18 protein-coding genes are annotated in these 20644 nt (G+C 68.3%); 5 read left to right on the forward strand and 13 right to left on the reverse strand.

Annotated elements, in window-relative coordinates; all coding sequences use genetic code 11:
• Positions 1–56 precede the first annotated feature (56 nt).
• Together ASD77_RS00580 and ASD77_RS00585 are read left to right on the forward strand one after the other, a co-directional pair.
• Positions 57–317: an exodeoxyribonuclease VII small subunit gene (locus ASD77_RS00580; protein ID WP_055935862.1), complete on the forward strand. Its 261-nt coding sequence runs from the start codon at positions 57–59 to the stop codon at positions 315–317.
• Complete coding sequence (locus ASD77_RS00585) at positions 307–1185, forward strand: polyprenyl synthetase family protein (protein ID WP_055935865.1); 879 nt, start codon at positions 307–309, stop codon at positions 1183–1185. Before ASD77_RS00580 ends, ASD77_RS00585 begins: the two co-directional genes overlap by 11 nt.
• 57 nt (positions 1186–1242) lie before the next feature.
• Here the strand turns inward: ASD77_RS00585 and ASD77_RS00590 are convergent, their stop codons facing one another.
• Both ASD77_RS00590 and pmbA read right to left on the reverse strand, forming a co-directional pair.
• Entirely contained in the window at positions 1243–1620 is a 378-nt protein-coding gene (locus ASD77_RS00590) for a DUF4870 domain-containing protein (protein WP_055935868.1), read from the reverse strand.
• Between the two features lie 124 nt (positions 1621–1744).
• Positions 1745–3103, reverse strand: coding sequence for a metalloprotease PmbA (gene pmbA, locus ASD77_RS00595; RefSeq protein WP_055935871.1), 1359 nt, complete (start codon positions 3101–3103; stop codon positions 1745–1747).
• 98 nt (positions 3104–3201) lie between these two features.
• Here pmbA and yjgA point away from each other — a divergent pair, with 98 nt between their 5' ends.
• On the forward strand, positions 3202–3753 hold the full coding sequence (gene yjgA / locus ASD77_RS00600) for a ribosome biogenesis factor YjgA (protein ID WP_055935874.1): 552 nt from the start codon (positions 3202–3204) through the stop codon (positions 3751–3753).
• A gap of 610 nt (positions 3754–4363) precedes the next feature.
• Here yjgA and tldD read toward each other — a convergent pair.
• The 4 genes from tldD to ASD77_RS00620 form a co-directional block, all read right to left on the reverse strand.
• Positions 4364–5806: a metalloprotease TldD gene (tldD, locus tag ASD77_RS00605; RefSeq protein ID WP_055935877.1), complete on the reverse strand. Its 1443-nt coding sequence runs from the start codon at positions 5804–5806 to the stop codon at positions 4364–4366.
• A 56-nt stretch (positions 5807–5862) separates the two neighbouring features.
• A complete protein-coding gene (locus ASD77_RS00610; protein WP_235578442.1) occupies positions 5863–9735 on the reverse strand; it encodes a YhdP family protein in 3873 nt (1290 codons plus the stop codon).
• Between the two features lie 75 nt (positions 9736–9810).
• Entirely contained in the window at positions 9811–11298 is a 1488-nt protein-coding gene (gene rng, locus ASD77_RS00615; protein ID WP_055935879.1) for a ribonuclease G, read from the reverse strand.
• Positions 11299–11310: 12 nt separating this feature from the next.
• The gene (locus ASD77_RS00620) at positions 11311–11907 is read right to left on the reverse strand and encodes a Maf family nucleotide pyrophosphatase (RefSeq protein WP_055935882.1); all 597 of its coding nucleotides are present in this window, start codon (positions 11905–11907) and stop codon (positions 11311–11313) included.
• 159 nt (positions 11908–12066) lie between these two features.
• Between ASD77_RS00620 and ASD77_RS00625 the strand changes: the two genes are divergently transcribed.
• Together ASD77_RS00625 and ASD77_RS00630 are read left to right on the forward strand one after the other, a co-directional pair.
• On the forward strand, positions 12067–12810 hold the full coding sequence (locus tag ASD77_RS00625; protein WP_055935886.1) for an SIMPL domain-containing protein: 744 nt from the start codon (positions 12067–12069) through the stop codon (positions 12808–12810).
• Positions 12811–13020: 210 nt separating this feature from the next.
• Entirely contained in the window at positions 13021–13689 is a 669-nt protein-coding gene (locus ASD77_RS00630; protein WP_055935889.1) for an energy transducer TonB, read from the forward strand.
• 197 nt (positions 13690–13886) lie between these two features.
• Here the strand turns inward: ASD77_RS00630 and rlmH are convergent, their stop codons facing one another.
• The 7 genes from rlmH to leuS all read right to left on the reverse strand — a co-directional run bounded on the left by rlmH (position 13887) and on the right by leuS (position 20615).
• Positions 13887–14357 (reverse strand): 23S rRNA (pseudouridine(1915)-N(3))-methyltransferase RlmH, encoded by a 471-nt coding sequence (gene rlmH, locus ASD77_RS00635; RefSeq protein ID WP_055935892.1) that lies wholly within the window; start codon positions 14355–14357, stop codon positions 13887–13889.
• A 52-nt stretch (positions 14358–14409) separates the two neighbouring features.
• Positions 14410–15171 carry a DUF695 domain-containing protein gene (locus ASD77_RS00640; RefSeq protein ID WP_055935894.1) on the reverse strand — a complete coding sequence of 254 codons (762 nt, stop codon included), beginning with the start codon at positions 15169–15171 and terminating at the stop codon, positions 14410–14412.
• 11 nt (positions 15172–15182) lie between these two features.
• Positions 15183–15599 carry a ribosome silencing factor gene (gene rsfS, locus ASD77_RS00645; RefSeq protein ID WP_055935896.1) on the reverse strand — a complete coding sequence of 139 codons (417 nt, stop codon included), beginning with the start codon at positions 15597–15599 and terminating at the stop codon, positions 15183–15185.
• Between the two features lie 31 nt (positions 15600–15630).
• Positions 15631–16308 carry a nicotinate-nucleotide adenylyltransferase gene (gene nadD, locus ASD77_RS00650; RefSeq protein ID WP_055935901.1) on the reverse strand — a complete coding sequence of 226 codons (678 nt, stop codon included), beginning with the start codon at positions 16306–16308 and terminating at the stop codon, positions 15631–15633.
• 6 nt (positions 16309–16314) lie between these two features.
• Complete coding sequence (gene holA / locus ASD77_RS00655) at positions 16315–17349, reverse strand: DNA polymerase III subunit delta (protein WP_055935904.1); 1035 nt, start codon at positions 17347–17349, stop codon at positions 16315–16317.
• A complete protein-coding gene (gene lptE, locus ASD77_RS00660) occupies positions 17349–17897 on the reverse strand; it encodes an LPS assembly lipoprotein LptE (RefSeq protein ID WP_055935907.1) in 549 nt (182 codons plus the stop codon). The genes holA and lptE overlap by 1 nt, the downstream gene beginning before the upstream one ends.
• Positions 17898–17981: 84 nt before the next feature.
• Complete coding sequence (leuS, locus tag ASD77_RS00665; RefSeq protein ID WP_055940784.1) at positions 17982–20615, reverse strand: leucine--tRNA ligase; 2634 nt, start codon at positions 20613–20615, stop codon at positions 17982–17984.
• Positions 20616–20644: the final 29 nt, after the last annotated feature.

Below are 20644 nucleotides of genomic sequence, written 5' to 3' on the forward strand. Positions count from 1 at the left end.
GCCGGCGAATCCGCGCGGCGTTTGACCTGACTGCAGCCGATCCCCACACTTGCCGCATGGCAAAGAAACCCCCCGCAGACGCCTCGCCGGTCGCCCATTTCGAACAGTCGCTCGATGAACTGGAGCAACTGGTCGAGAAGATGGAACACGGCGACCTGAGCCTGGAAGCCTCGCTCGCCGCGTACGAACGCGGGGTGGGCCTGTACCGGCAATGCCAGACGGCGCTCGAACAGGCCGAACTGCGCGTGCGCCTGCTCAGCGACCCGGAACAGCCCGAGAACGGCGAGCCCTTCGCGCCTGCGCCCGATGGCCGCTGATCCCCGCTTCGCCAACTGGGCGGCGGGACTGGAAGACCATCTGGAGCGGGCACTGCCTCCGGCCGACCGGGCACCGCAGCGATTGCATGCCGCCATGCGCCACGCCGTCCTGGGAGGCGGCAAGCGCATGCGTGCCCTGCTCGTCTATGCCAGCGGCACGCTGCTGCAGACGGACGAGGCCACGCTGCACGCGCCCGCCATCGCGGTGGAACTGATCCACGCTTATTCGCTGGTGCACGACGACCTGCCGGCGATGGACGACGACGACCTGCGCCGCGGCAAGCCCACCGTGCACATCGCCTTCGACGAAGCCACCGCCATCCTCGCCGGCGATGCGCTGCAGACGCGTGCGTTCGAGCAACTGGCCGCGGCGGCTGTCGACGCCACGTTGCGCGTGGACTGGCTGGCAACGCTGGCGCAGGCGTCCGGTGCGGCCGGCATGTGCGGCGGGCAGGCACTGGACATCGACGCGACCGGCACGCGGCAGACGCTGGACCAACTGCAACGCATGCATGCGCTCAAGACCGGCGCGCTGATCCGCGCTGCGGTGCGCATGGGCGCGCTGGCCGGCGGCGCCGACACCGCGACGCTGGCGCGCCTGGATGATTTCGCCACGGCGCTGGGCCTGGCCTTCCAGGTGCGCGACGACATCCTCGACATCGAAGCCAGTTCCGAACAACTGGGCAAGACCGCCGGCAAGGACGTGGCCCAGGCCAAGTCGACGTATCCGGCGCTGCTGGGCATGGACGGCGCGAAGGTCAAGCTCGCCGAGCTCGATGGGCGGATGCGCGAAGCGCTGGCGCCGTACGACGGCGATGCCGATGCCCTGCGCGCGCTCGGCGACTTGGCCATCCATCGTGCGCATTGAGCGCAGACATGAAAAAAGCCCGGCCATGCCGGGCTTTTTTCGTTCCGCCGGGATCGATTACTTGATCAGGCGCAGGGCGAACGGATAGCGGTAGCTTTCGCCGTTGTTGGCCTTGATGCCGGCGATGATGCACAGCACCAGGTTGGCGATGCCGACCAGCGGCATCAGCAGCAGGCCGATCAGCACGAAGGCGAGGATCCACGAAATCACGATGGCGATGAACACCGTGATCTGGAAGTTCAGCGCTTCCTTGGACTGGTCGACGACGAAACCCTTGGACGCGTCGTCCTTGCTGACCAACCAGATGATCAGCGCACCGATCGGGCCGGTGATGATGCCCAGCAGGTGCGCCAGCAGCGACATGGTGCGCTGGTCCTGCGGCGCATCACCGGTGGCCGGCGGCGGCGGTGCGGTGACGTTGTCGAATTCGCTCATCGTGTGGATCCCCGAAAGTAATGTGGTGGGCGGTCGAGCGCTGCGTTCCCCCGCAGCCCTCCGCACGCCAAGCATAACGGGTAAACACGTCGCCGTCGGCCACGGGCGCGCGTCGACGCCGCGACTATTCGCCGGCGACGGTCATCCGGCCCACCAGGATGGAACCGACGCCGACGTGCGAGCGGCGGTCCACGTCGCTGCCCACCGCTTCGATGCCGGCGAAGATGCCCTTGAGGTTGCCCGCGATGGTGATGCCGTCCACCGGGTAGGCCAACGCGCCCTGCTCGACCCAGAAACCGGCTGCGCCCCGCGAGTAGTCGCCCGTCACGCCATTGACGCCCTGTCCCATCAGCTCGGTCACCAGCAGGCCGGTCCCCATGCCCGCGAGCAGTTCTTCGAAACCGCCCGCATTGGCCTTGACCTGCAGGTTGTGGACGCCGCCCGCGTTGCCCGTGGTCTGCAGGCCGAGCTTGCGCGCCGAATAGCTGCCCAGCACGTAACGCTCCAGCACGCCGTCGCAGATCAGGTGCGAACGCTTCGTCGCCACGCCTTCGGCGTCGAACGCCGACGAGCGCAGGCCATGCGGCAGCAGCGGCAGCTCCTCGATGGCGAACCAGTCCGGGAAAATGCGCTGGCCCACGTGGTCCAGCAGGAAGCTGGCCTTGCGGTACAGCGCGCCGCCGGAGACCGCGCCCAGCAGATGGCCGACCAGCGAGCGCGCGACCTCGGCCGAGAACAGCACGCGATGCTCGCCGGTGGCCAGCGAGCGCGGCTGCAGCCGCGACAGCGTGCGTTCGGCGGCCTTGCGACCGATGGCCGCCGGATCCTCCAGCTCCATGTGCGACAACGCCGTGCTGTACCAGCCATCGCGCTGCATGCCGTCACCCTGCCCGGCGATCAGTGCGCAGCCGATCGTGTGCTGGGTGTCGCGCTCGTGGCCGATGAAACCGTGCGAGTTGGCGTACACCGACAGACTCTCGCCACTGCCGACCGAAGCGCCATCGGAATTCTCGATGCGCGCATCGGCGTCGCGCCCGGCCACCTCGCAGGCGAGCGCCAGGTCCACCGCACGATCCATGTCGAGGGCCCATGGATGCCAGACATCGAGATCCGGGAAGTCGCGGGCCATCAGTGCCGCATCGGCAAGACCGGCGGCCTCGTCGTCCTCGGTGTAACGCGCGATGGCACAGGCCTGCGCCACCGTGGCTTCTAGGCTCTCCTCGCGCAGGTCGGCGGTGCTGGCACTGCCCTTGCGCTGGCCGAAGTACACGGTCACGCCGATGCCGCGGTCGCGGGTCGACTCCACGGTCTCCACGTCGCCAAGGCGCACGTTGACGTTCAGGCCGGTTTCCTCGCTGCAGCTCACTTCGGCCTGGGTGGCGCCATGCGCGCGCGCGCGCTCCAGCAGGCGCTGCGACAGCGACTGCAGGCGTTCCAGCCGGGCCAGGCTGTCGTCGGGGGAAGTCAGGGGGGTGGCGTTCAATGCTTTATCCTTGTGTCCTGTGATCCGCGCCCGGAGCGTCGGATCGAATGTATCCAGGCGCCCGCACGATGCGGCGGACGCGAGAGAGAGGCAGCAGCATGCGCGGACGCGACCCCGAGACCGGCGAATTCCTGAGCCCCAGCCGCACCCAGCAACGGGGCGAGGCGCTTGAGATCCGCAGCCTGGCCGAAAAACTGGTGGCCTTGCCCGCCGCGCAGCTGGCGCGCCTGCCGATTCCCGACGACCTGATGCCGCACATCGTCGAGACCCAGCGCATCACCTCGCACATCGCGCACAAGCGCCAGCTGCAGTTCCTGGCCAAGCAGATGCGGCGCGAGGACGACGAGGTGCTGGAAGCGATCCGCGATGCGATGGACGAAGGCGGCGACGCCGCGCGTCGCGAAACCGCCCTGCTGCACCGTGCCGAGCAGTGGCGCGACCGCCTGCTGGCCGGAGGCGACGACGCCCTGGCGGCATTGCTGGATGAGTTCCCCACCGCGGACCGGCAGAAGCTGCGCCAGCTGGTGCGCAACGCGGCCGAAGAAAAGGCGAAGAATAAACCCCCGCGTGCGTTCCGCGAACTGTTCCGCGAACTGCGCGATGTACTGGCGGATGCCGGCGGCGACGTCGCGGACGAAGATCAAGACTGAGATACCGCGCTCTAGCCCCTCTCCCCTCGGCGACCGAAGGAAGTCCCTGCGGGAGAGAGGGGTTGGGGAGAGGGTCCGGCGACGTCCATGCAGCGCAGGCGTCATGGATTCCGCCGCACCCTCATCCGCCCCTGCGGGGCACCTTCTCCCGATGGGAGAAGGGACAGACAAGGACGCATGGTGTTCCGCGAGCTGCGCGATGTGCTGACGGATGCCGGCGGCGACGCCATCCACCACGACAAAGACGCGATGTAGCCCCTCTCCCTCCGGGAGAGGGGTTGGGGAGAGGGTAAGGCGAAGTCCATGTGACACAGGCGTCATGGATTCCACCGCACCCTCATCCGTCCCTGCGGGGCACCTTCTCCCGATGGGAGAAGGGACAGGCAAGGACGCCTGGTTTTCCGCGAGCTGCGTGATCTGCTGGCGGATACCGGCGCAGCGCGGGGGATCCGTGAAGACGACGCGATGTAGCCCCTCTCCCCTCGGGAGAGGGGTTGGGGAGAGGGTCCGGCGAAGTCCATGCAGCGCAGGCGTCATGGATTCCGCCGCACCCTCATCCGCCCCTGCGGGGCACCTTCTCCCGATGGGAGAAGGGACAGGCCAGGACGCATCACGCCTTCGTCCCACCCACCGTCAGGCCTTCGATCAGCAGTGACGGCTGGCCCACGCCGACCGGTACGCTCTGGCCGTCCTTGCCGCAGACGCCGACGCCCTGGTCCAGCGCCAGGTCATGGCCGACCATCTTCACCTTCTGCATCGTTTCCGGGCCGTTGCCGATCAGCGTGGCGCCCTTCACCGGCGCGGTGATGCGGCCGTCCTCGATCAGGTAGGCCTCGGTGGCGGAGAACACGTACTTGCCGCTGGTGATGTCGACCTGGCCACCACCGAAATTGACCGCGTACAGGCCTTTCTTGACCGAGCGGATCATGTCCTCCGGATCGTCCTGCCCGGCCAACATGTAGGTGTTGGTCATGCGCGGCATGGGCAGGTGCGCGAACGATTCGCGGCGACCGTTGCCGGTGGGTGCCACGCCCATCAGGCGTGCGTTGTGGGTGTCCTGCATGTAGCCCACCAGCACGCCGTCCTCGATCAGTGTGGTGCAGTTCGTCGGCGTGCCTTCGTCGTCGATGTTGAGCGAGCCGCGGCGGCCGGGCAGCGTGCCGTCGTCGACGATGGTCACGCCCCTGGCGGCGACCTGCTGGCCGATGCGGCCGGCATACACGCTGGTGCCCTTGCGGTTGAAGTCGCCTTCCAGACCGTGGCCGACCGCTTCGTGCAGCAGCACGCCCGGCCAGCCGCTGCCCAGCACCACCGGCATCACGCCGGCCGGCGCATCGATGGCGTCCAGGTTCACCAGCGCCTGGCGCAGCGCCTCGCGCGCGAGATCCTCCGGCTTGCCATCGGCGAACAGTTCGGCATAACCGTAACGGCCACCCATGCCGGCATAGCCCGATTCGCGGCGGCCACTCTGTTCGACGATCACCTGCACGTTCAGGCGCACCAGCGGGCGCACGTCGGAGGCGAGCACGCCGTCGCTGCGCGCGACCAGCACCGTGTCGATGCCGCCGGACAGGCTGACGGTGACCTGCTGCACGCGCGGATCGGCGGCGCGAAGGAAACGGTCGACCGCACGCAGGGCCTCGACCTTGGCATCGTTGCCCATCGCGTCGATCGGATCGTCGCCGGCATACAGCGCGCGGCCGCCGCTGCGCACAAGCGTGCGCGGCGCGTGCGCGGCGCCGTCGCGGGCGATGGCACGCGCGGACTTCGATGCGTCGATCAGGGCCTGCGCGTTGATGTCGTCGGAGTAGGCGAAGCCGGTCTTCTCGCCGGAGATGGCGCGCACGCCGACGCCCTGTTCGATCGAATGCGCCCCGTCCTTGACGATGCCGTCTTCGACCGTCCAGCTTTCGCGCCGCGCGTGCTGGAAATAGAGGTCACCGAAATCGATGCCGGGCCCCAGCAACGTGCCGAAGGCGCGGTCGAGGCCGGACGGATCCAGGCCGGCAGGCAGGAGAAGGCGGGTTTCGGCGAGCGGGATGGGTAAAGTCATGTCGTTACCATGGGGGCGGAGGACAGCCGCGGCAAGCGGCCACGACCCGCCGGGACTCAGGGCGCGTCGGCACTGCCGGTGCGTTCGTTGGTGCGGGCACGTGATTGCTCGCGTCCCACCACCTCGACCTTGGGCGATTTCCACGGGCCGGTGACGCGGTAGGTCTTGGCGCCCATCTCGGCCAGTGGCTTCTTCAGCACCGCATTGGCCACCGCGCCCACGGCAGCGCCAATGGGACCACCGGCGACGGCACCGACGGCGGTCAGCACGTTGGCGGATTTCGGCTTCACGTCCACGGTCTGGTCGAACCGCTCGCTGCGCAGGTCGGTGTCGCCGCGGATCACGATTTCGGCCGCCGGGCCGTCGATCATCAGGTTGTCGCTGCGCGCCAGTCCGCCATCGAGACGGATGTTGCCGTCGATGCGGTTGAACGCGAAGCCCTTGGAGAAGAAATCGCTGAAATCGAGCATCAGGCGGCGGCGAACTTCGGCGACGCTCAGCAGGCCGAGTACGCGGCCCGCACCCGGTTCCACTTCGAGCAGATGGCCGTCGCGCACGGCGAGCGTCACGCTGCCTTCCAGCGCCGCCAGGCGGAACGCCGCCGGGCTGCCCGACCAGCCGGCGTCGGCGGTGATCTGGCCGTGGCCGCCTCCGACGCGGTCGCCGACGCCCACGTCATCGAACAGCACGCCGAAGTTCTCGCTCTTCACGTCGGCGGCGAACCGCGTGCGCGCCGCGTTGCCGGTGCCGGTCCATTGGCCGCGCACATCGATCTGCTGGCCGGGCGAGCGCAACTGCAGCTGGTCCACGTACATGCCGTCCGCCTGCTGGCGCGTGCGAAGCTTGGCCGTGCCCAGCCGCGCATCGCCGAACCGCAGGTCCTCGACCTCCAGCGACAGCGGCGGCACCGCGGCAGGATCGATGTCGTCGGTCGCGCCGCGCCCGCCCGCACCGGGGGCCGATGCGCCAAGCGCAGGCGCCTTGCGCCAGTGCACGCGCGCGAGCTTGCCAGCGATGGGAGCGCCCTTCGCGTCGGGCACCAGCAGCGCGCCGGACAGGGCTTCGCCATCCAGCGACACCGCCAACGCCTGCTGCGCCGGCGCGAGCTGCAGGCGCGTGTCGGGGAAGACCGATCCGAGCATCAGCAGCCGTTCGGCGGTGACATCGATATGGCGCAGGGGCAGGCCATCGCCTTCACCGCCACCGCCGCCGCCGCCGCGCGCGACGGCGATCCACTCCATCGCATCCAGCGCACCGGTGCGGCCGGTGGCTACCAAGCCCGACGACGGCGGCGCCTCGTTCACCCGGTCGCTGCCCAGGACGACACGCACACCCGTCTGGCCGTTGGCATTGCGGGCACGCAACGCCAGCACATCGCCGAAGGCGACATCGATCTCACCACTGCCGATCGGCAGCGGCGCGCGCACCGTCGTTGCCAGCGGCGTCGCCGGCGCCTTGCGCATCGGCGCCGGCAGGCTCATCGCGGTGCCCACCAGATCCGAAGTCAGGCTGAGCTGGGTGGGCGCGGCCACGGCGCCCGCCGCTGTGCGTGGAATCGCCACCCCGACGGTCCATGGCGAACGGCCGTCCATGTATGGCTTCAGCCATGCCATCTCGGGGGCGCGATCGAGCAGGCGGTCCGCGTCCACCACAGCGGACAGATCGGCCTCGAAGGCCTGCCTGCGATCGCGCGTGCCGCTGCCGGCGCGCAGGCCCAGTACGCCCGGCAGGCCGTCGTGCACGACCTGCAACGGCCCCGAGGCGAACCCGCCATCGTCGTACGTCGCCTTGCCGCGCATGTTGTCGAACACCAGGTCCCAGCGCGTCTCCGACAACTGCGCGCCTTTCAGCTCTACCGTGCCCGCCAGCTTCTTGCGCGCCTGCCGCTCGGCGCGCAGAGGCTGCAGCAGGTCGAAGGTCGCCGCCACCGGGCCCTTGGCCTGCAGATGGTCCAGGGTTTCGCCGTAGGTCTTGCGGAGCGGACTCTCCCGGAGCAGCGCAAGCAGGCGGGCCGAATCGGTGTCGGTGCGCGCGGTGATCTTCAGGTCGCCTTCGCGGAAATCGGCGATGCCGGCCTGGAAGGCGGGAATGTCCACCTCCGCCAGCGCGCCGCGCCCCTTCAGCTCGAAGCCGTTGCCGATGAAGGCGATGTCGGCGTCGACCTGTTCGAGTTGCGGCCACTCGGGCTGGAATTTGAACTGGCCATGCTGGATCTGCGCGACCGCTTCGAACCGACCGTTCTGGCGGGTGAACGGCCAGTCGTCCAGATCGCCGCTGACGAGGGCGCGACCATTGCGCACCGTGCCGCCGACCAGGGCCGCATCCAGCCAGTCGACTGCCGTCTTCGACATCTTGTGGTGGACCCAGAAGCGCTTCGCCACTGGCACCGGCGCGTCGGCCAGGTCCGCCGCCAGATCGATCCAGGGCCGCGTGCCGTCGCCCTGGAACCACAGGCCGCCACGCAGATCGGCCGCATAGTCCTTGCCCTGCACCTGCAGCGCCGTGGTGCCCACGCGCCAGCCGTTTCCTTCGCGCCAGCCCAGCATGTCGCCCCGCAGGCGCACGTCGTGCACCACGGCGAATCCGCTGGGCCAGTCGAAGCGCATCGTCGAGGACGGATCCAGCCGCAGCCGGAAGCCATCGGCATCGCCCTCGAAATCGCCCGCCAGGCCGCTGAGCCCGGGCGCATCGCCGACCGCCTTGAACGCGATGTCGCGCAGCTGCCCCTCCGCACGCAGTGCGCCATGCCTGCGGCCGGCCAGGTTCAGGCGCGCGAGGCGCGCACCGGGCTGCGCCTGCACCAGCCAGCGGCGGAGGCCGGCATCGACCCGGTCGCTGAGTCCCAGCACGGCGAACAAGGGCGCCGCATCCACCTGGTCGGCCAGCAGCGCGTAGCGGTCGCCACCGGCCACCACCAGGCCATCGAGTGTCTGCACGGCGGGTGCCGTACCCACCCGCAGGCGTGGCGCATCGAGGCGCCAGCCGCCGGACACCAGCCGCCAGCGCATGCGCGCTTCCATCTGCTCGAAGGCGATGCGTGTCGGCGCGGCAGACGCCGGCAGCGGCGCGCCCCGCAGCGCGATCTGACGCAGGCGTGCATCCGCCGTCACCAGCACCACGCGGTGCTTGCGCAGCTCCGTCCAGGCCTGCACGCGCCCGTTGCCGCGCTCGGCGACCACGCCGGCGTAGCGCAGCAGCGGCGACCAGGCACCGATGTCCTCCGCGGAGACGTCCAGGTAGGCGCGTCCATCGCCGGCCTTGCGGTCGAAATCCACCGTGACATGCAGCGGCGCGGCATCCCGGCGGATCCAGGCGCGCGTTCCCGCACGCACGCGGTCGCCCTGCACCCGCAGCCGCAGGTCGATCTCCGGCAGGCGGATATCCCAGCCCAGCGACGGCGCGATGATGGCCAGCTTGCCGTCGATCACCTGCAGTTCGCCCAGGCCTTCCAGGCTCCGCAGCGGATCTTCGGTGGACTGCGACTGCCCCGGCAGGCCGCGCACCGCCCACTTGCCGTCGTCGCCGCGCTGCAACGTCAGCGACAGGCCGCGCAGTCGCAGTTCGGTGAAGGAACGCCCCGGCAGCAGGCCGCCATACATCGACACCAGCACCTCGGCCTGGCCGATGCGCACGCCGCCGTCGCCCTCACCCAGGCGCAACCCGTCCAGCTGCAACAGCGGCCCGCGCCGCGTCCACTGCGTCTTCACCGTATCGAAGGCCACCGGCCGGCCGGCCCGCTCGCTAAGCCAGGCGGCGATGCGGTCGGGATGCCGCTCGGCCAACGGCAACACCTGGCTGGCGACACCAAGCACCACCGCCATGCACACCAGCACCACCGCGATGCCATATACGGCACCCCGGCGGGCCAGGCGCAGACGGCGGCGCATCGGCGTGGGCATCAGCTCGCTGCGCTCGCCGGGATTCGGCAATGGGGATTTGAGATTCGGAAAAGCGGGCCGCGGCGCAGGCTGCGAATCCCGAATCCCCACTCTCCAATCCCGGCCTCAAAGCAGCACGACATCGAACTGCTCCTGCAGGTACTGCTCGTCGGCCTGGAAGCGGATCGACTTGCCGAGGAATTCTTCCAGTTCGGCGACGGCGGTCGACTCCTCGTCGGTGATGCGGGCCACGACCTTGGGCGAGGCGATCACCAGCAGGCGCGCGGCCTCGAACTGGCGCACGGCGCGGGTGATCTCGCGGAAGATCTCGTAGGTCACCGTCTCCGTGGTCTTGATGCTGCCGCGGCCGCTGCACTCGGGGCAGGGTTCGGACAACTGGCGTGCCAGGCTTTCCACGGTGCGCTTGCGCGTCATCTCCACCAGGCCCAACGGCGAGAACTCGTACACCGTCGTCTTGGCGTGGTCCTTCGCGAGCGACTTCTCCAGGGTGCGCAGTACCTGGCGGCGGTGCTCCGGATCGTCCATGTCGATGAAGTCGATGATGATGATGCCGCCCAGGTTGCGCAGCCGCAGCTGGCGCGCGACCGCCTGCGCGGCCTCCAGGTTGGTGCGGTAGACGGTCTCTTCCAGGTTGCGCTGGCCGAGGAACGAACCTGTGTTCACGTCGACCGTCGTCATCGCCTCGGTCTGGTCGATCACCAGGTAGCCGCCCGACTTCAACGGGACCTGCTTGTCCAGCGCACGCGCGATCTCGTCCTCGACGCCGTACAGGTCGAAGATCGGACGCTCGCCCGAATACAGTTCGATGCGCTCGGCCAGCACCGGCATGTACTTGGCCACGAACGCCTGCAGGCGCTCGTGGGTTTCCTTGGAGTCGACCTTGACCTTTTCCACGTCCTTGCGGATCAGGTCGCGTACCGCGCGCAGCGGCAGGCTGAGGTCTTCGTACAGGATGCTGCACGAGGGCGACTCGCGACCGCGCCGCTCCACCACATTCCAGACGCGCGACAGGTAGGCGATGTCCTCGGCGAGCGCCTCGGCAGGCTGCCCTTCCGCGTTGGTGCGGATGATGTAGCCGTGACCGCCGTGCAGGCCGGCCAGTTCGGTGACGACCTGCTTGAGCCGATGGCGCTCGGCCTCGTCCTCGATGCGCGCCGACACGCCGATCACCTTCGACTGCGGCAGCAGCACCAGGTAGCGCGAGGGAATGCTGATCTGCGTGGTGAGGCGCGCGCCCTTGCTGCCGATGGGATCCTTCACCACCTGCACCACGATGTCCTGGCCGTCGCGCAGCAGGTCCATGATCGGCGCGGCCGGTGGCGTTGGCAGCGGCGCATCCTCACCCTCGACCACCGCGCCCGGCGACGAACGCACGATGTCGTTCGCGTGCAGGAAGGCGGCCCGATCCAGACCGACTTCGACGAAGGCGGCCTGCATGCCCGGCATCACCCGCTGCACCTTGCCCTTGTAGATGTTGCCGACCACACCGCGACGCCAGCCTCGCTCGATGTGCAGTTCCTGCAGCATGCCGTTTTCGATCACCGCGACGCGGGTCTCGCGCGGGGTGACGTTGACCAGGATTTCTTCCGACATGGGGATCCTTCCTCAGGCTGACGCGATGGCGGCGGATGCCGTGGGATGGATGCCGAAGTCGCGCAGCAACTTGGCCGTTTCATGCAGCGGCAGCCCCATCACCGCCGAGTAGCTGCCGGCCAGCCGGGTGACGAACTGTTCGGCCCGCCCCTGGATACCGTAGGCGCCGGCCTTGCCCATCGCCTCGCCGCTGGCGACGTAGGCGGCGATCTCGTCCTCGTCCAGTTCGGCGAAGCTGACGTCGGTGATGACCAGCGCCTGCGCCTCGCGCGAAGCGCTGACCACCGAGACGGCGGACACCGCCTGATGCGTACGGCCGGACAGGCGACGCAGCATGGCCGCCGCGTCGGCAGCATCGACCGGCTTGCCGAAGACTTCGTCCTCCAGGATGACCTCGGTATCGGCGCCCAGTACCACCGCACCGGGGGTTGCGACGACCTTGAGCAATCCGGCGCCGGCCTTCTCGCGGGCAACGCGGCGGACATAGTCGGTGGCGGGCTCGTTGGGATGGCGGTGCTCGGGGATATCGAGATCGATGCGTCCGAAGGTCAACCCCAGGCGGGTCAGCAGTTCGGCACGGCGGGGGGATTGGGAGGCCAGATAGAGCATCGCGGAAGAATAACCCGCGCCGCCTGACTGAATGGCCGCTGATATCGGCCGGAACGCGCAACCCCGCCGCAGATCACAGCCCGTTCATGTCATCGTGAACACCCTTGCGCGTCGACGACGACCCGGGTGCACGCCACTCGAACCACGATAGGAGATCCCATGCGTCCGACCCTGATCCGCCCCCTGCTACTCGCCCTGACCCTGTCCCTCGGAACCACCGCCGCCATGACTTCGTCCGCCCAGACCACCCCTGCCTACGCGATCCCATCCGACGGCACCCTGCTCAACGTGTCGGCGCAGGCCGAGGCCTCGCGCGTCCCGGACATCGCCACGATCTCGGCCGGCGTCGTCACCCAGGCCGTCGACGGCAATACCGCCATGCGCCAGAACAGCGAGCAGATGGCCAAGGTCGTGTCCGCCATCAAGGCCGCCGGCATCGCCGACAAGGACGTGCAGACCAGCGGCATCAGCCTCAACCCGCAGTACCGTTACGCCGAGAACGAAGCCCCCAAGATCACCGGCTACCAGGCCAACAACACGGTCAGCATCAAGGTCCGCGACATCGCCAAGTTGGGCAAGGTGCTGGACGCCCTGGCCGGCGTGGGTGCCAACCAGATCAACGGTCCCAGCTTCGAGATCGACAACCCGGAGCCGGTCTACGACGAGGCCCGTCTGGCGGCGCTGAAGAAGGCCCAGGCCCGTGCCGAGACCTACGCGACGTCGTTGGGCCTGAAGGTGCGCCGCATCGTCAGCATCTCCGAAGGCAACGGCGGCTTCCGCCCGATGCCGATGATGGCGATGGCCAAGATGGAAGCCCGCGATGCCAGTGGCGCGCCGCCGGTCTCGCCGGGCGAAAGCACCGTCTCGATCAACCTGGACGTGGTGTTCGAACTGGGCAAGTAAGAGCTGCGGACCCCTACCCGACGACGGCGCCCCAAGGGGCGCCGTTTTCGTTGCGCGACCGGATCACCGGACTACGCCGAAGGTCGAACGCCCGCCCCCTTGCGGACGCCCTCCGCCGGAGTACAGTCTGGACGTGCGGCGCCGGGACGTTGCAACCCCACTCCCCGCGACCGAGCGTTGTTCCGTTCACAGCCCTCAAGGAGGTGGATCATGGTTCGCGCACTACCCCACGGTTCCGATACCCGCATCGACATCGGCCGCATCGCCGCCATCGCGGCCGCCATCGCCCTTCACGCCGCCGCCCTGCTGATGCTGCTCATCCCGATGGCAGCGCCGCCCCTCGCGCCTGCGGCCAAGCCGAAGCCGGAAGTACGCTGGATCCAGAAGGAGGATCCCATCCCCATCGTCGTGCCGATCGTGGAGCAGCAGACCGTCGTCAAGCGGGAAGAGCCGCGCCCGGCCACGCCGACGCCGACGGTGACGTCTACGACGCCCACGGTGGATGTTCCCGTCTTCGTGGAGCAGGGCAGCGAGCGCGTCATCGACATTCCTGCGATCGACAGCAGCGAGATCGGCGGCACATCCCAGGGCACGGGGCCCCTGCCTTCTGCCGCGCTGGAGTACGTGCGTGCCACATCGCCGCGCTATCCGATCAGCGAGTTGAAGAACGGCGTGGAAGGTACGGTGGTGCTGCGCGTACTGGTCGACATCGACGGCAAGCCCCTCGACGTAAGTATCGAGACCAGCAGCGGCAACCGCAACCTCGACCGCTCGGCCCTGCAGCACGTGTTGAAGACCTGGCGCTTCAAACCCGCCATGCAGAACGGGCAGGCGGTACAGGCCTACGGCCTGGTGCCGATCGCGTTCAACCTGCAGTGATGCATCCGATCTGAAAGCAGAAGCCCGCCGGAAGGCGGGCTTTTTCGTTGTTCCCTGTAGGAGCGACGCGAGTCGCGACCGCGGACCGGAGGGTACCGGCAACCTCGCGGCGGGTCGCGGACTCTCTACCTCGACCATCCGTGGAGCGCATGCCTTCCGTTCGCGACTCACGTCGCTCCCACAAAGATCTGTGCAGCTCAGGCGCGATGGTACGGGTGGTTCGCCAGCATGGCCGCGGCACGGTAGATCTGTTCGGCCACCACCAGCCGCACCAGCATGTGCGGGAGGGTCAGCGGACTTAGCGACCACTTCTCGTGTGCAGCCGCCAGCACGTCCGGAGCATGGCCTTCCGGCCCGCCGATCAGCAGCGCGATATCGCGGCCCAGTGTCCGCCAATGCTCCAACCGCTGCGCGAGCTGTTCGGAAGAATAGGGTTTGCCGGTCACTTCGAGCGCTACGACATGTGCGCTCTTCGGCAACGCCGCCAGCACGCGCTTGCCTTCGTCCTCGATCGCGCGCTGCGGATCGCGACCCTTCCCGCGCAGGCCCGGTTCGATTTCGATCAGCTCGAACGGCAGCCAGTGCGACAGGCGCTTCTGGTACTCGGCGAAGCCCTGCGCGACCCAGGTCGGCGCACGCTCGCCAGTGGCGATGAGACGGCATTTCATGCGTGCATGTTAACGGCACAAGGCACAGCGCCGCACCGGGCCACGGGTACTGCTAGGAAGGCTGGATGACCACTTCGCACTCCCAGCCGTCGTAGCGGCCACCGCATTCGTGCGCGAGGTCGTACAGCGGCAGGCAGATATCGTCGATGGCACCATACGCGGGCACATCGCGGCGGAACACCTGTGCACCCCACTCCTGCTCCTCGTCATCGTCGCGATTCGGTGTGCGGTTCTCGAACCCGATCGCGGCGGCCTTGCGCAGGAACTCGTCGCGTGCATCCGGGCTGGGAAAGTAGGCCCAGTGATCGATGTCCCGCGGCTGCCGCAGCTCGTCGCCCCGGTCTTCTAGGACAGCGCAGACATCACGGTTCTCCATCGACTCCCGCGTGCGCGGGTCGGGATAGAGGAACTCGTGATACGTGCTCCATGTCGGATCAGGGCGATGTCCGGACTGGTAGCGATACTCGGACGCCGCGCGCATGGCCTGCTCAACCTGCTCGTCCCAGGCTTCGCCCTGCGCCAAGTAGAAGTAAAAATCGCGGCAACCCGAGGAGGTGTTGCGCCCCGCGTAAACAGCCCGACCGGCGGCCGTCAGCAGCGGAACCACCCGGTCTTCCAGCGCTACCAGCGCGTCGAACTCCTGCTGACTGGACAGCCCGTCCTCACGGGGTTCACGCATCTCCACGCGCAACCACGCCATGACCGGGTACTCGTCCGCCTGCACTTCATCGGCTAGGCTCAGGTCCAGGTAAATCGACGCGGGCTGGTCATCCACCCGGAGTGCGTAGAAATTCCAACGACCTTCCCTGGCCATGAGCGCACCTGTCAAAGGCGCGATTCGTCGGCGGTCTCGACATCTTCCGGCGGCTGGTCCCCGACGGTCCACAGGCGCTCCAGCGCGTAGAACTCGCGCACGCGCGGCAGCATGACGTGGACGATGACATCGCCCAGGTCCACCAGCACCCATTCGGCTTCGCGCTCGCCTTCCACGCCCAGCGGCATGACATCGAGCTTCTTGGCGAACCGCACCACTTCGTCGGCGATCGACTTGACGTGGCGGGTGGAGGTGCCCGAGGCGATCACCAGATAGTCGGCGACGCTGGACTTGCCGCGCACGTCGATCTCGACGACATCCTTGGCTTTCAGCTCCTGCACCGCGGCATGTACCGTGGCGAGCAGGTCCGGCAGGGCCGGCGGCGGGCTGGGGAGGCGGGTCTTGATGACGTGGGCTTGGCTGGACAAAGGCGTGGAGGCTCAGGGAACTCGGCAGTGATTATAGCGGACCCGCGTCGGCGACCCGTGACAGGTACAGCCTTTCGTCGGCAATGGCGTCCGCGACCGCCGACGGTACGAGCTGACGCCAGGGCCCATCCGCGGCGATGCGACGGCGGATCTCGGTGGCCGATTCCGGCTGCAGTGGCTGGTTCAAGCGGAAAACGCGGCCGGCGGGCGCACGATGCAGGTCGTCGGGCCGCGCGGTCCAGCGCCCCTCCAGCATGGCGGCCAGGACCGGCGCGAGGCCGGCATCGAGGCCGCTGCCGGGGCGATCGGCGACGATGAAATGCGCCAGCTCGAACAGCGTCTGCCACGCCCGCCATGTCGGCAGGCCCAGCAGGCTGTCCGCGCCGATCAGCAGTGCGAGCGGCACCGCCTCACCCAGGTCGGCCCGCAGTTCCCGCAACGTATCGATGGTGTACGAGCGGCCGACCGGATCCCGTTGGGCGCGCAGGAGTTCGCGCCGGTCGACGCAGAGGCCCGGCATGTGCTCGACGGCGAGATCCAGCAGGTGGGCGCGCTGGGCCGCCGAGGCGCCGGGCGCCGCCCGATGCGGAGGATCCGCCGCCGGCATCAGATGCACCGGCACACCGAACGCGTCGCGCGCGGCACAGGCGATGGCCAAGTGTCCGTTGTGGACGGGGTCGAAAGTGCCGCCGTAGAAGACCTGCAGCATCGCCGGTCAGGCGACCAGCAGGCGCACGGCCTTCGCGTCCGCGATGGCCAGCAGCAGACGCTCCAGCACCACCCATGCATCGCCGTCGCCGCGGCCCTTGGCGATGCGGTCGATCTTCGACGCCTCGGCGACGAAGCGGTCCCAGCGCGCGGGCGCGGCATGGCGCTGCAGCGCACGCTTGAACGGCGCCTGCTTGGCTTCCCAGATGCCCTGCGACTTCATCTCGGCGGCCAGGTTGCCGCCGTTGGCCTGCACGCGCGCCAGCGTCGCCGTGCGCAGCAGTTCCTTCACGATCATCGGCATCAGCCCGGCCACCACGTCGCCCTCGGCGCGCAGGCCGGCGAGGATGCGCGACACCTGCGCGCCCTGCCCCGCCAGCACGACATCGGTCAGGCGGAACACGTCGTAACGCGCCGCATTGGCGACCAGCGACTCCATGCGTTCGACATCCAGCGTCTGGCCATCGCTGAGCAACGCCAGCTTGTCGATTTCCTGCGCGGCGGCAAGCAGGTTGCCTTCCACGCGATCGGCCAGCAGCTGCACGGCATCGCGTTCGGCGCGCAGGCCCTTGCTGCGCAGGCGGCTTTCGATCCAGCCCGGCAGCTCGTGCGGTTTGATGGCCCAGGCCACCGCCAGTACGCCGACGCGCGTGACCGCATCGCTCCACTTGCCCTGGTAGGCCTTGCCCCACTCGCCCGAGGTGATCAGCAGCACCACGTCGGGAGGCGGATTGGCGCAGAACGCGGTGATCACTTCCGCGCCCTCCTTGCCCGGCTTGCCGCCCGGAAGGCGGACTTCGACCAGCCGCCGGGCACTGAACAGGCTGGGCGCATTGAAGCTCGCTTCCAACTGGCCCCAGTCGAAATCGCGGCCGTCGGCGTCGAAGACCTCGCGCTCACCGATACCCTGGGCACGCGCATGGGCGCGTACGGCATCGGCGGCCTCGAGCACGCGCAGCGGCTCCGGCCCGGCGATCAGATAGACCGGCAGCAGCGGCTCGGAGGTTCCGCGCGCCGCCAGCTGTTCCGGCTTGAGTTCCATCAGGGGGCCGCGTTCACCTGACCCGAGCGCACCACACCATCGATGCGGCGCAGGATCGAAGCGGCCATCTCGCGGCGCAGTTCGTCGGCAAGCACTTCACGCTCGGTGGCGGTACCCGTCGCGTCCTCTGGCGGCGACACGTAGTCGCGCGACAGCTCGACGACCTGCTGTGGCACCAGGTCGGTGCCGTCGGCCTTCTTGAAGGAGAACACCACCGCATAGCGGAGGCTGAATTCCTGCGCACGCCCGAACTGGTCGATCGCGATCGGCAGATCGCCCCAGCGCTCGGAGACGACACTCAGCGTCGCGACCTGCGTGTCGCTCGACGCCGTGCTGTCTTCTTCTCCAATCTGCGCCGCCAGCGTGGCACCCGCAGCCTGCAGGCCACGCGATAGGCTGGTCACCAGCGCGCTGTACGACGTGGACGACGCGGTGACGCGAACCGGACCCAGGTCGGACGGCAATGCGATCTTGTTGCGCAGATGGAAGCCGCACCCGGCCAGCAGGACCAGGGTGAGAACGAGGAGGGGCAGGCGGAATCGGATCATGGGCGAAGTCTGGACGAGCCTGTCATGGGCGGCAATAGCGTAGCCCGACCGCAGGTGAACGCCAGGGCAAGCCGTTCTTCACCCTCAAGCCGCCACGATGTTGACGATCTTGCCCGGCACCACGATCACCTTCCTGATGCTCAGGCCTTCGAGGAACTTGGCCGTATTGGGTTCCGCCTTCGCCAGGGCCTCCACGCGATCCCGCGGCGCGTCGGCCGCCACCTCGATGGTGCCGCGCAGCTTGCCGTTGACCTGCACCGCCAGCGTCACCGAATCGCGTACCAGCGCATCGGCGTCGACCTGCGGGAACGCCAGGTCCTCGATGAGCGTCTCCTCGTGGCCCAGCGCCTGCCACAGCGCGTGGCTGCTATGCGGGGTGATGGGATTGAGCAGCAGGACCGCCGCTTCCAGTGCTTCCTGGCGCACGGCCCGGCCCTGCGGCGAGGCGTCGTCGAACTTGCCCAGCAGGTTGGACAGTTCCATCACCGCGGCGATGGCGGTGTTGAAGCTGTGGCGCTTGCCGTAGTCGTGGCCGACCTTGTCGATGGTCTCGTGGGTCTTGCGGCGGACCGCCTTCTGCTCCGCCGTCAGGCTGGCGGTGTCCAGCACGGACGTGGCGCCGTCGGCGACATGCTTCTGCACCTGCGTCCACAGGCGGCGCAGGAAGCGCGCCATGCCCTCCACGCCCGCTTCGTTCCACTCCAGCGACTGCTCGGGCGGCGCGGCGAACATGGAGAACAGGCGCACGGTATCGGCGCCGAACTTGTCGACCATCGACTGCGGGTCGACGCCGTTGTTCTTCGACTTCGACATCTTCTCGACCGGGCCGATCTTCACCGGCTGGCCGTCGGCCTTCAGCGTGGCGCCGACCACGCGCGCCTTGTCGTCGCGCTGGATCTCGACATCGACCGGATTGATCCAGTCCTTGGAACCATCGGCGTTGTCGCGGTAGAACGTCTCGGCGATCACCATGCCCTGCGTCAGCAGGTTGGTGGCCGGTTCGTCACTGTCCACCATGCGCGCGTCGCGCAACAGCTTGTGGTAGAAGCGGAAATACATCAGGTGCAGGATCGCGTGCTCGATGCCGCCGATGTACTGGTCCACCGGCAACCAGTAGTTGCCGCGCTTGTCGACCATCTCCTTCGCACCCGGCGAGGTATAGCGCGCGTAGTACCAGCTCGACTCCATGAAGGTGTCGAACGTGTCGGTCTCGCGCTCGGCGGCGCCGCCGCATTGCGGGCACTTGGTCTTGCGCCATTCGGGATCGGCCTTGATCGGCGACTTGACGCCGTCGAGGGTGACGTTCTCAGGCAGCACGATCGGCAGGTCCGAGTCGGGCACCGGCACCGCGCCGCAGCCCGGGCAGTAGATGACGGGAATCGGGCAACCCCAGTAGCGCTGGCGGCTGACGCCCCAGTCGCGCAGGCGGTAGTTCACCCGGCGCTGGCCCTGGCCCTTGCGCTCGAAGCGCTCGGCGAAGGCCTCGAATGCACCGCGATAATCCAGTCCGTCGAACTCGCCGGAATTGACCAGTTCCATGTCCTCGCGCGTCTTGTCGCCGTACCAGTCGCGCCAGGTGGTCGCGTCGTACGTCTTTTCATCATCGTTCTTTGGCGCCTTCAGCGCGATGACCTGCTGGATCGGCAGCGCGTACTTGGTGGCGAACTCGAAGTCGCGCTGGTCGTGGCCGGGCACGGCCATCACCGCGCCGGTGCCGTAGCCCATCAGCACGAAATTGGCGACCCATACCGGCACCTTGTCCCCGGTCACCGGGTGCACCGCGCGCAAGCCGGTGTCCATGCCGCGTTTTTCCTGCGTCTCCAGTTCGGCCTCGGACACGCCACCGTGCTTCAGTTCTTCCAGGAACGCGGCCAGCGCGGGATTCGAGGCCGCCGCCTTCAGTGCCAGCGGATGCTCGCCGGCGATCGACACGAAGGTCACGCCCATCAGCGTGTCCGGTCGCGTGGTGAATACCGTCAGCGGGTCCTGGCCTTCGACGACGAACTGGATTTCCAGGCCTTCAGAGCGGCCGATCCAGTTGCGCTGCATGGTCTTGACCGCGTCCGGCCAGCCCGGCAGGTTGTCCAGGCCGTCCAGCAGTTCCTGGGCGTAGTCGGTGATGCGCAGGAACCACTGCGGAATCTCGCGCTTCTCGACCAGCGCGCCACTGCGCCAGCCGCGGCCGTCGATGACCTGCTCGTTGGCCAGCACGGTCTGGTCGACCGGATCCCAGTTCACCACCGAGTTCTTGCGGTAGGCCAGGCCCTTGCGCAGCAGGCGGGTGAACATGCGCTGCTCGTGCACGTAGTAGTCGGGGCGGCAGGTGGCGAACTCGCGCGACCAGTCGATGGCGTAGCCCAGCGACTTCAGCTGGGTGCGCATGTGCTCGATGTTGGCGTAGGTCCACTTGGCCGGCGCGGTCCTGTTCTTGATCGCGGCGTTCTCGGCCGGCAGGCCGAAGGCGTCCCAGCCCATCGGCTGCAACACGTTGTGGCCGGTCATGCGCTTGTAGCGGCTGATCACGTCGCCGATGGTGTAATTGCGCACGTGGCCCATGTGCAGCGCGCCCGACGGGTACGGCAGCATCGACAGGCAGTAGAACTTTGGCTTGTCCGACTGCTCGTCGACCTCGAAGGCACGCCGGGCCTCCCAGAAGGACTGGGCCTGGGATTCGACGGATTTCGGATCGTAGGAAGCGGGTTCGGCAACAGTGGACATGGTGGTGTGCGGCAACGGCGACGGCAAAG

Origin of the sequence: Pseudoxanthomonas sp. Root65, assembly GCF_001427635.1 — a bacterium.
Taxonomy (GTDB): Bacteria; Pseudomonadota; Gammaproteobacteria; order Xanthomonadales; family Xanthomonadaceae; genus Pseudoxanthomonas_A.

Coding starts and splice junctions, on each gene's coding strand:
- yjgA (WP_055935874.1), top strand. CDS start 3,202: ATGCGCGGACGCGACCCCGAGACCGGCGAATTCCTGAGCCCCAGCCGC.
- ASD77_RS00630 (WP_055935889.1), top strand. CDS start 13,021: ATGGTTCGCGCACTACCCCACGGTTCCGATACCCGCATCGACATCGGC.
- nadD (WP_055935901.1), bottom strand. CDS start 16,308: ATGCTGCAGGTCTTCTACGGCGGCACTTTCGACCCCGTCCACAACGGA.
- leuS (WP_055940784.1), bottom strand. CDS start 20,615: ATGTCCACTGTTGCCGAACCCGCTTCCTACGATCCGAAATCCGTCGAA.
- ASD77_RS00585 (WP_055935865.1), top strand. CDS start 307: ATGGCCGCTGATCCCCGCTTCGCCAACTGGGCGGCGGGACTGGAAGAC.
- ASD77_RS00640 (WP_055935894.1), bottom strand. CDS start 15,171: ATGGCCAGGGAAGGTCGTTGGAATTTCTACGCACTCCGGGTGGATGAC.
- ASD77_RS00580 (WP_055935862.1), top strand. CDS start 57: ATGGCAAAGAAACCCCCCGCAGACGCCTCGCCGGTCGCCCATTTCGAA.
- rng (WP_055935879.1), bottom strand. CDS start 11,298: ATGTCGGAAGAAATCCTGGTCAACGTCACCCCGCGCGAGACCCGCGTC.
- ASD77_RS00590 (WP_055935868.1), bottom strand. CDS start 1,620: ATGAGCGAATTCGACAACGTCACCGCACCGCCGCCGCCGGCCACCGGT.
- rlmH (WP_055935892.1), bottom strand. CDS start 14,357: ATGAAATGCCGTCTCATCGCCACTGGCGAGCGTGCGCCGACCTGGGTC.
- lptE (WP_055935907.1), bottom strand. CDS start 17,897: ATGATCCGATTCCGCCTGCCCCTCCTCGTTCTCACCCTGGTCCTGCTG.
- holA (WP_055935904.1), bottom strand. CDS start 17,349: ATGGAACTCAAGCCGGAACAGCTGGCGGCGCGCGGAACCTCCGAGCCG.
- ASD77_RS00620 (WP_055935882.1), bottom strand. CDS start 11,907: ATGCTCTATCTGGCCTCCCAATCCCCCCGCCGTGCCGAACTGCTGACC.
- ASD77_RS00625 (WP_055935886.1), top strand. CDS start 12,067: ATGCGTCCGACCCTGATCCGCCCCCTGCTACTCGCCCTGACCCTGTCC.
- tldD (WP_055935877.1), bottom strand. CDS start 5,806: ATGACTTTACCCATCCCGCTCGCCGAAACCCGCCTTCTCCTGCCTGCC.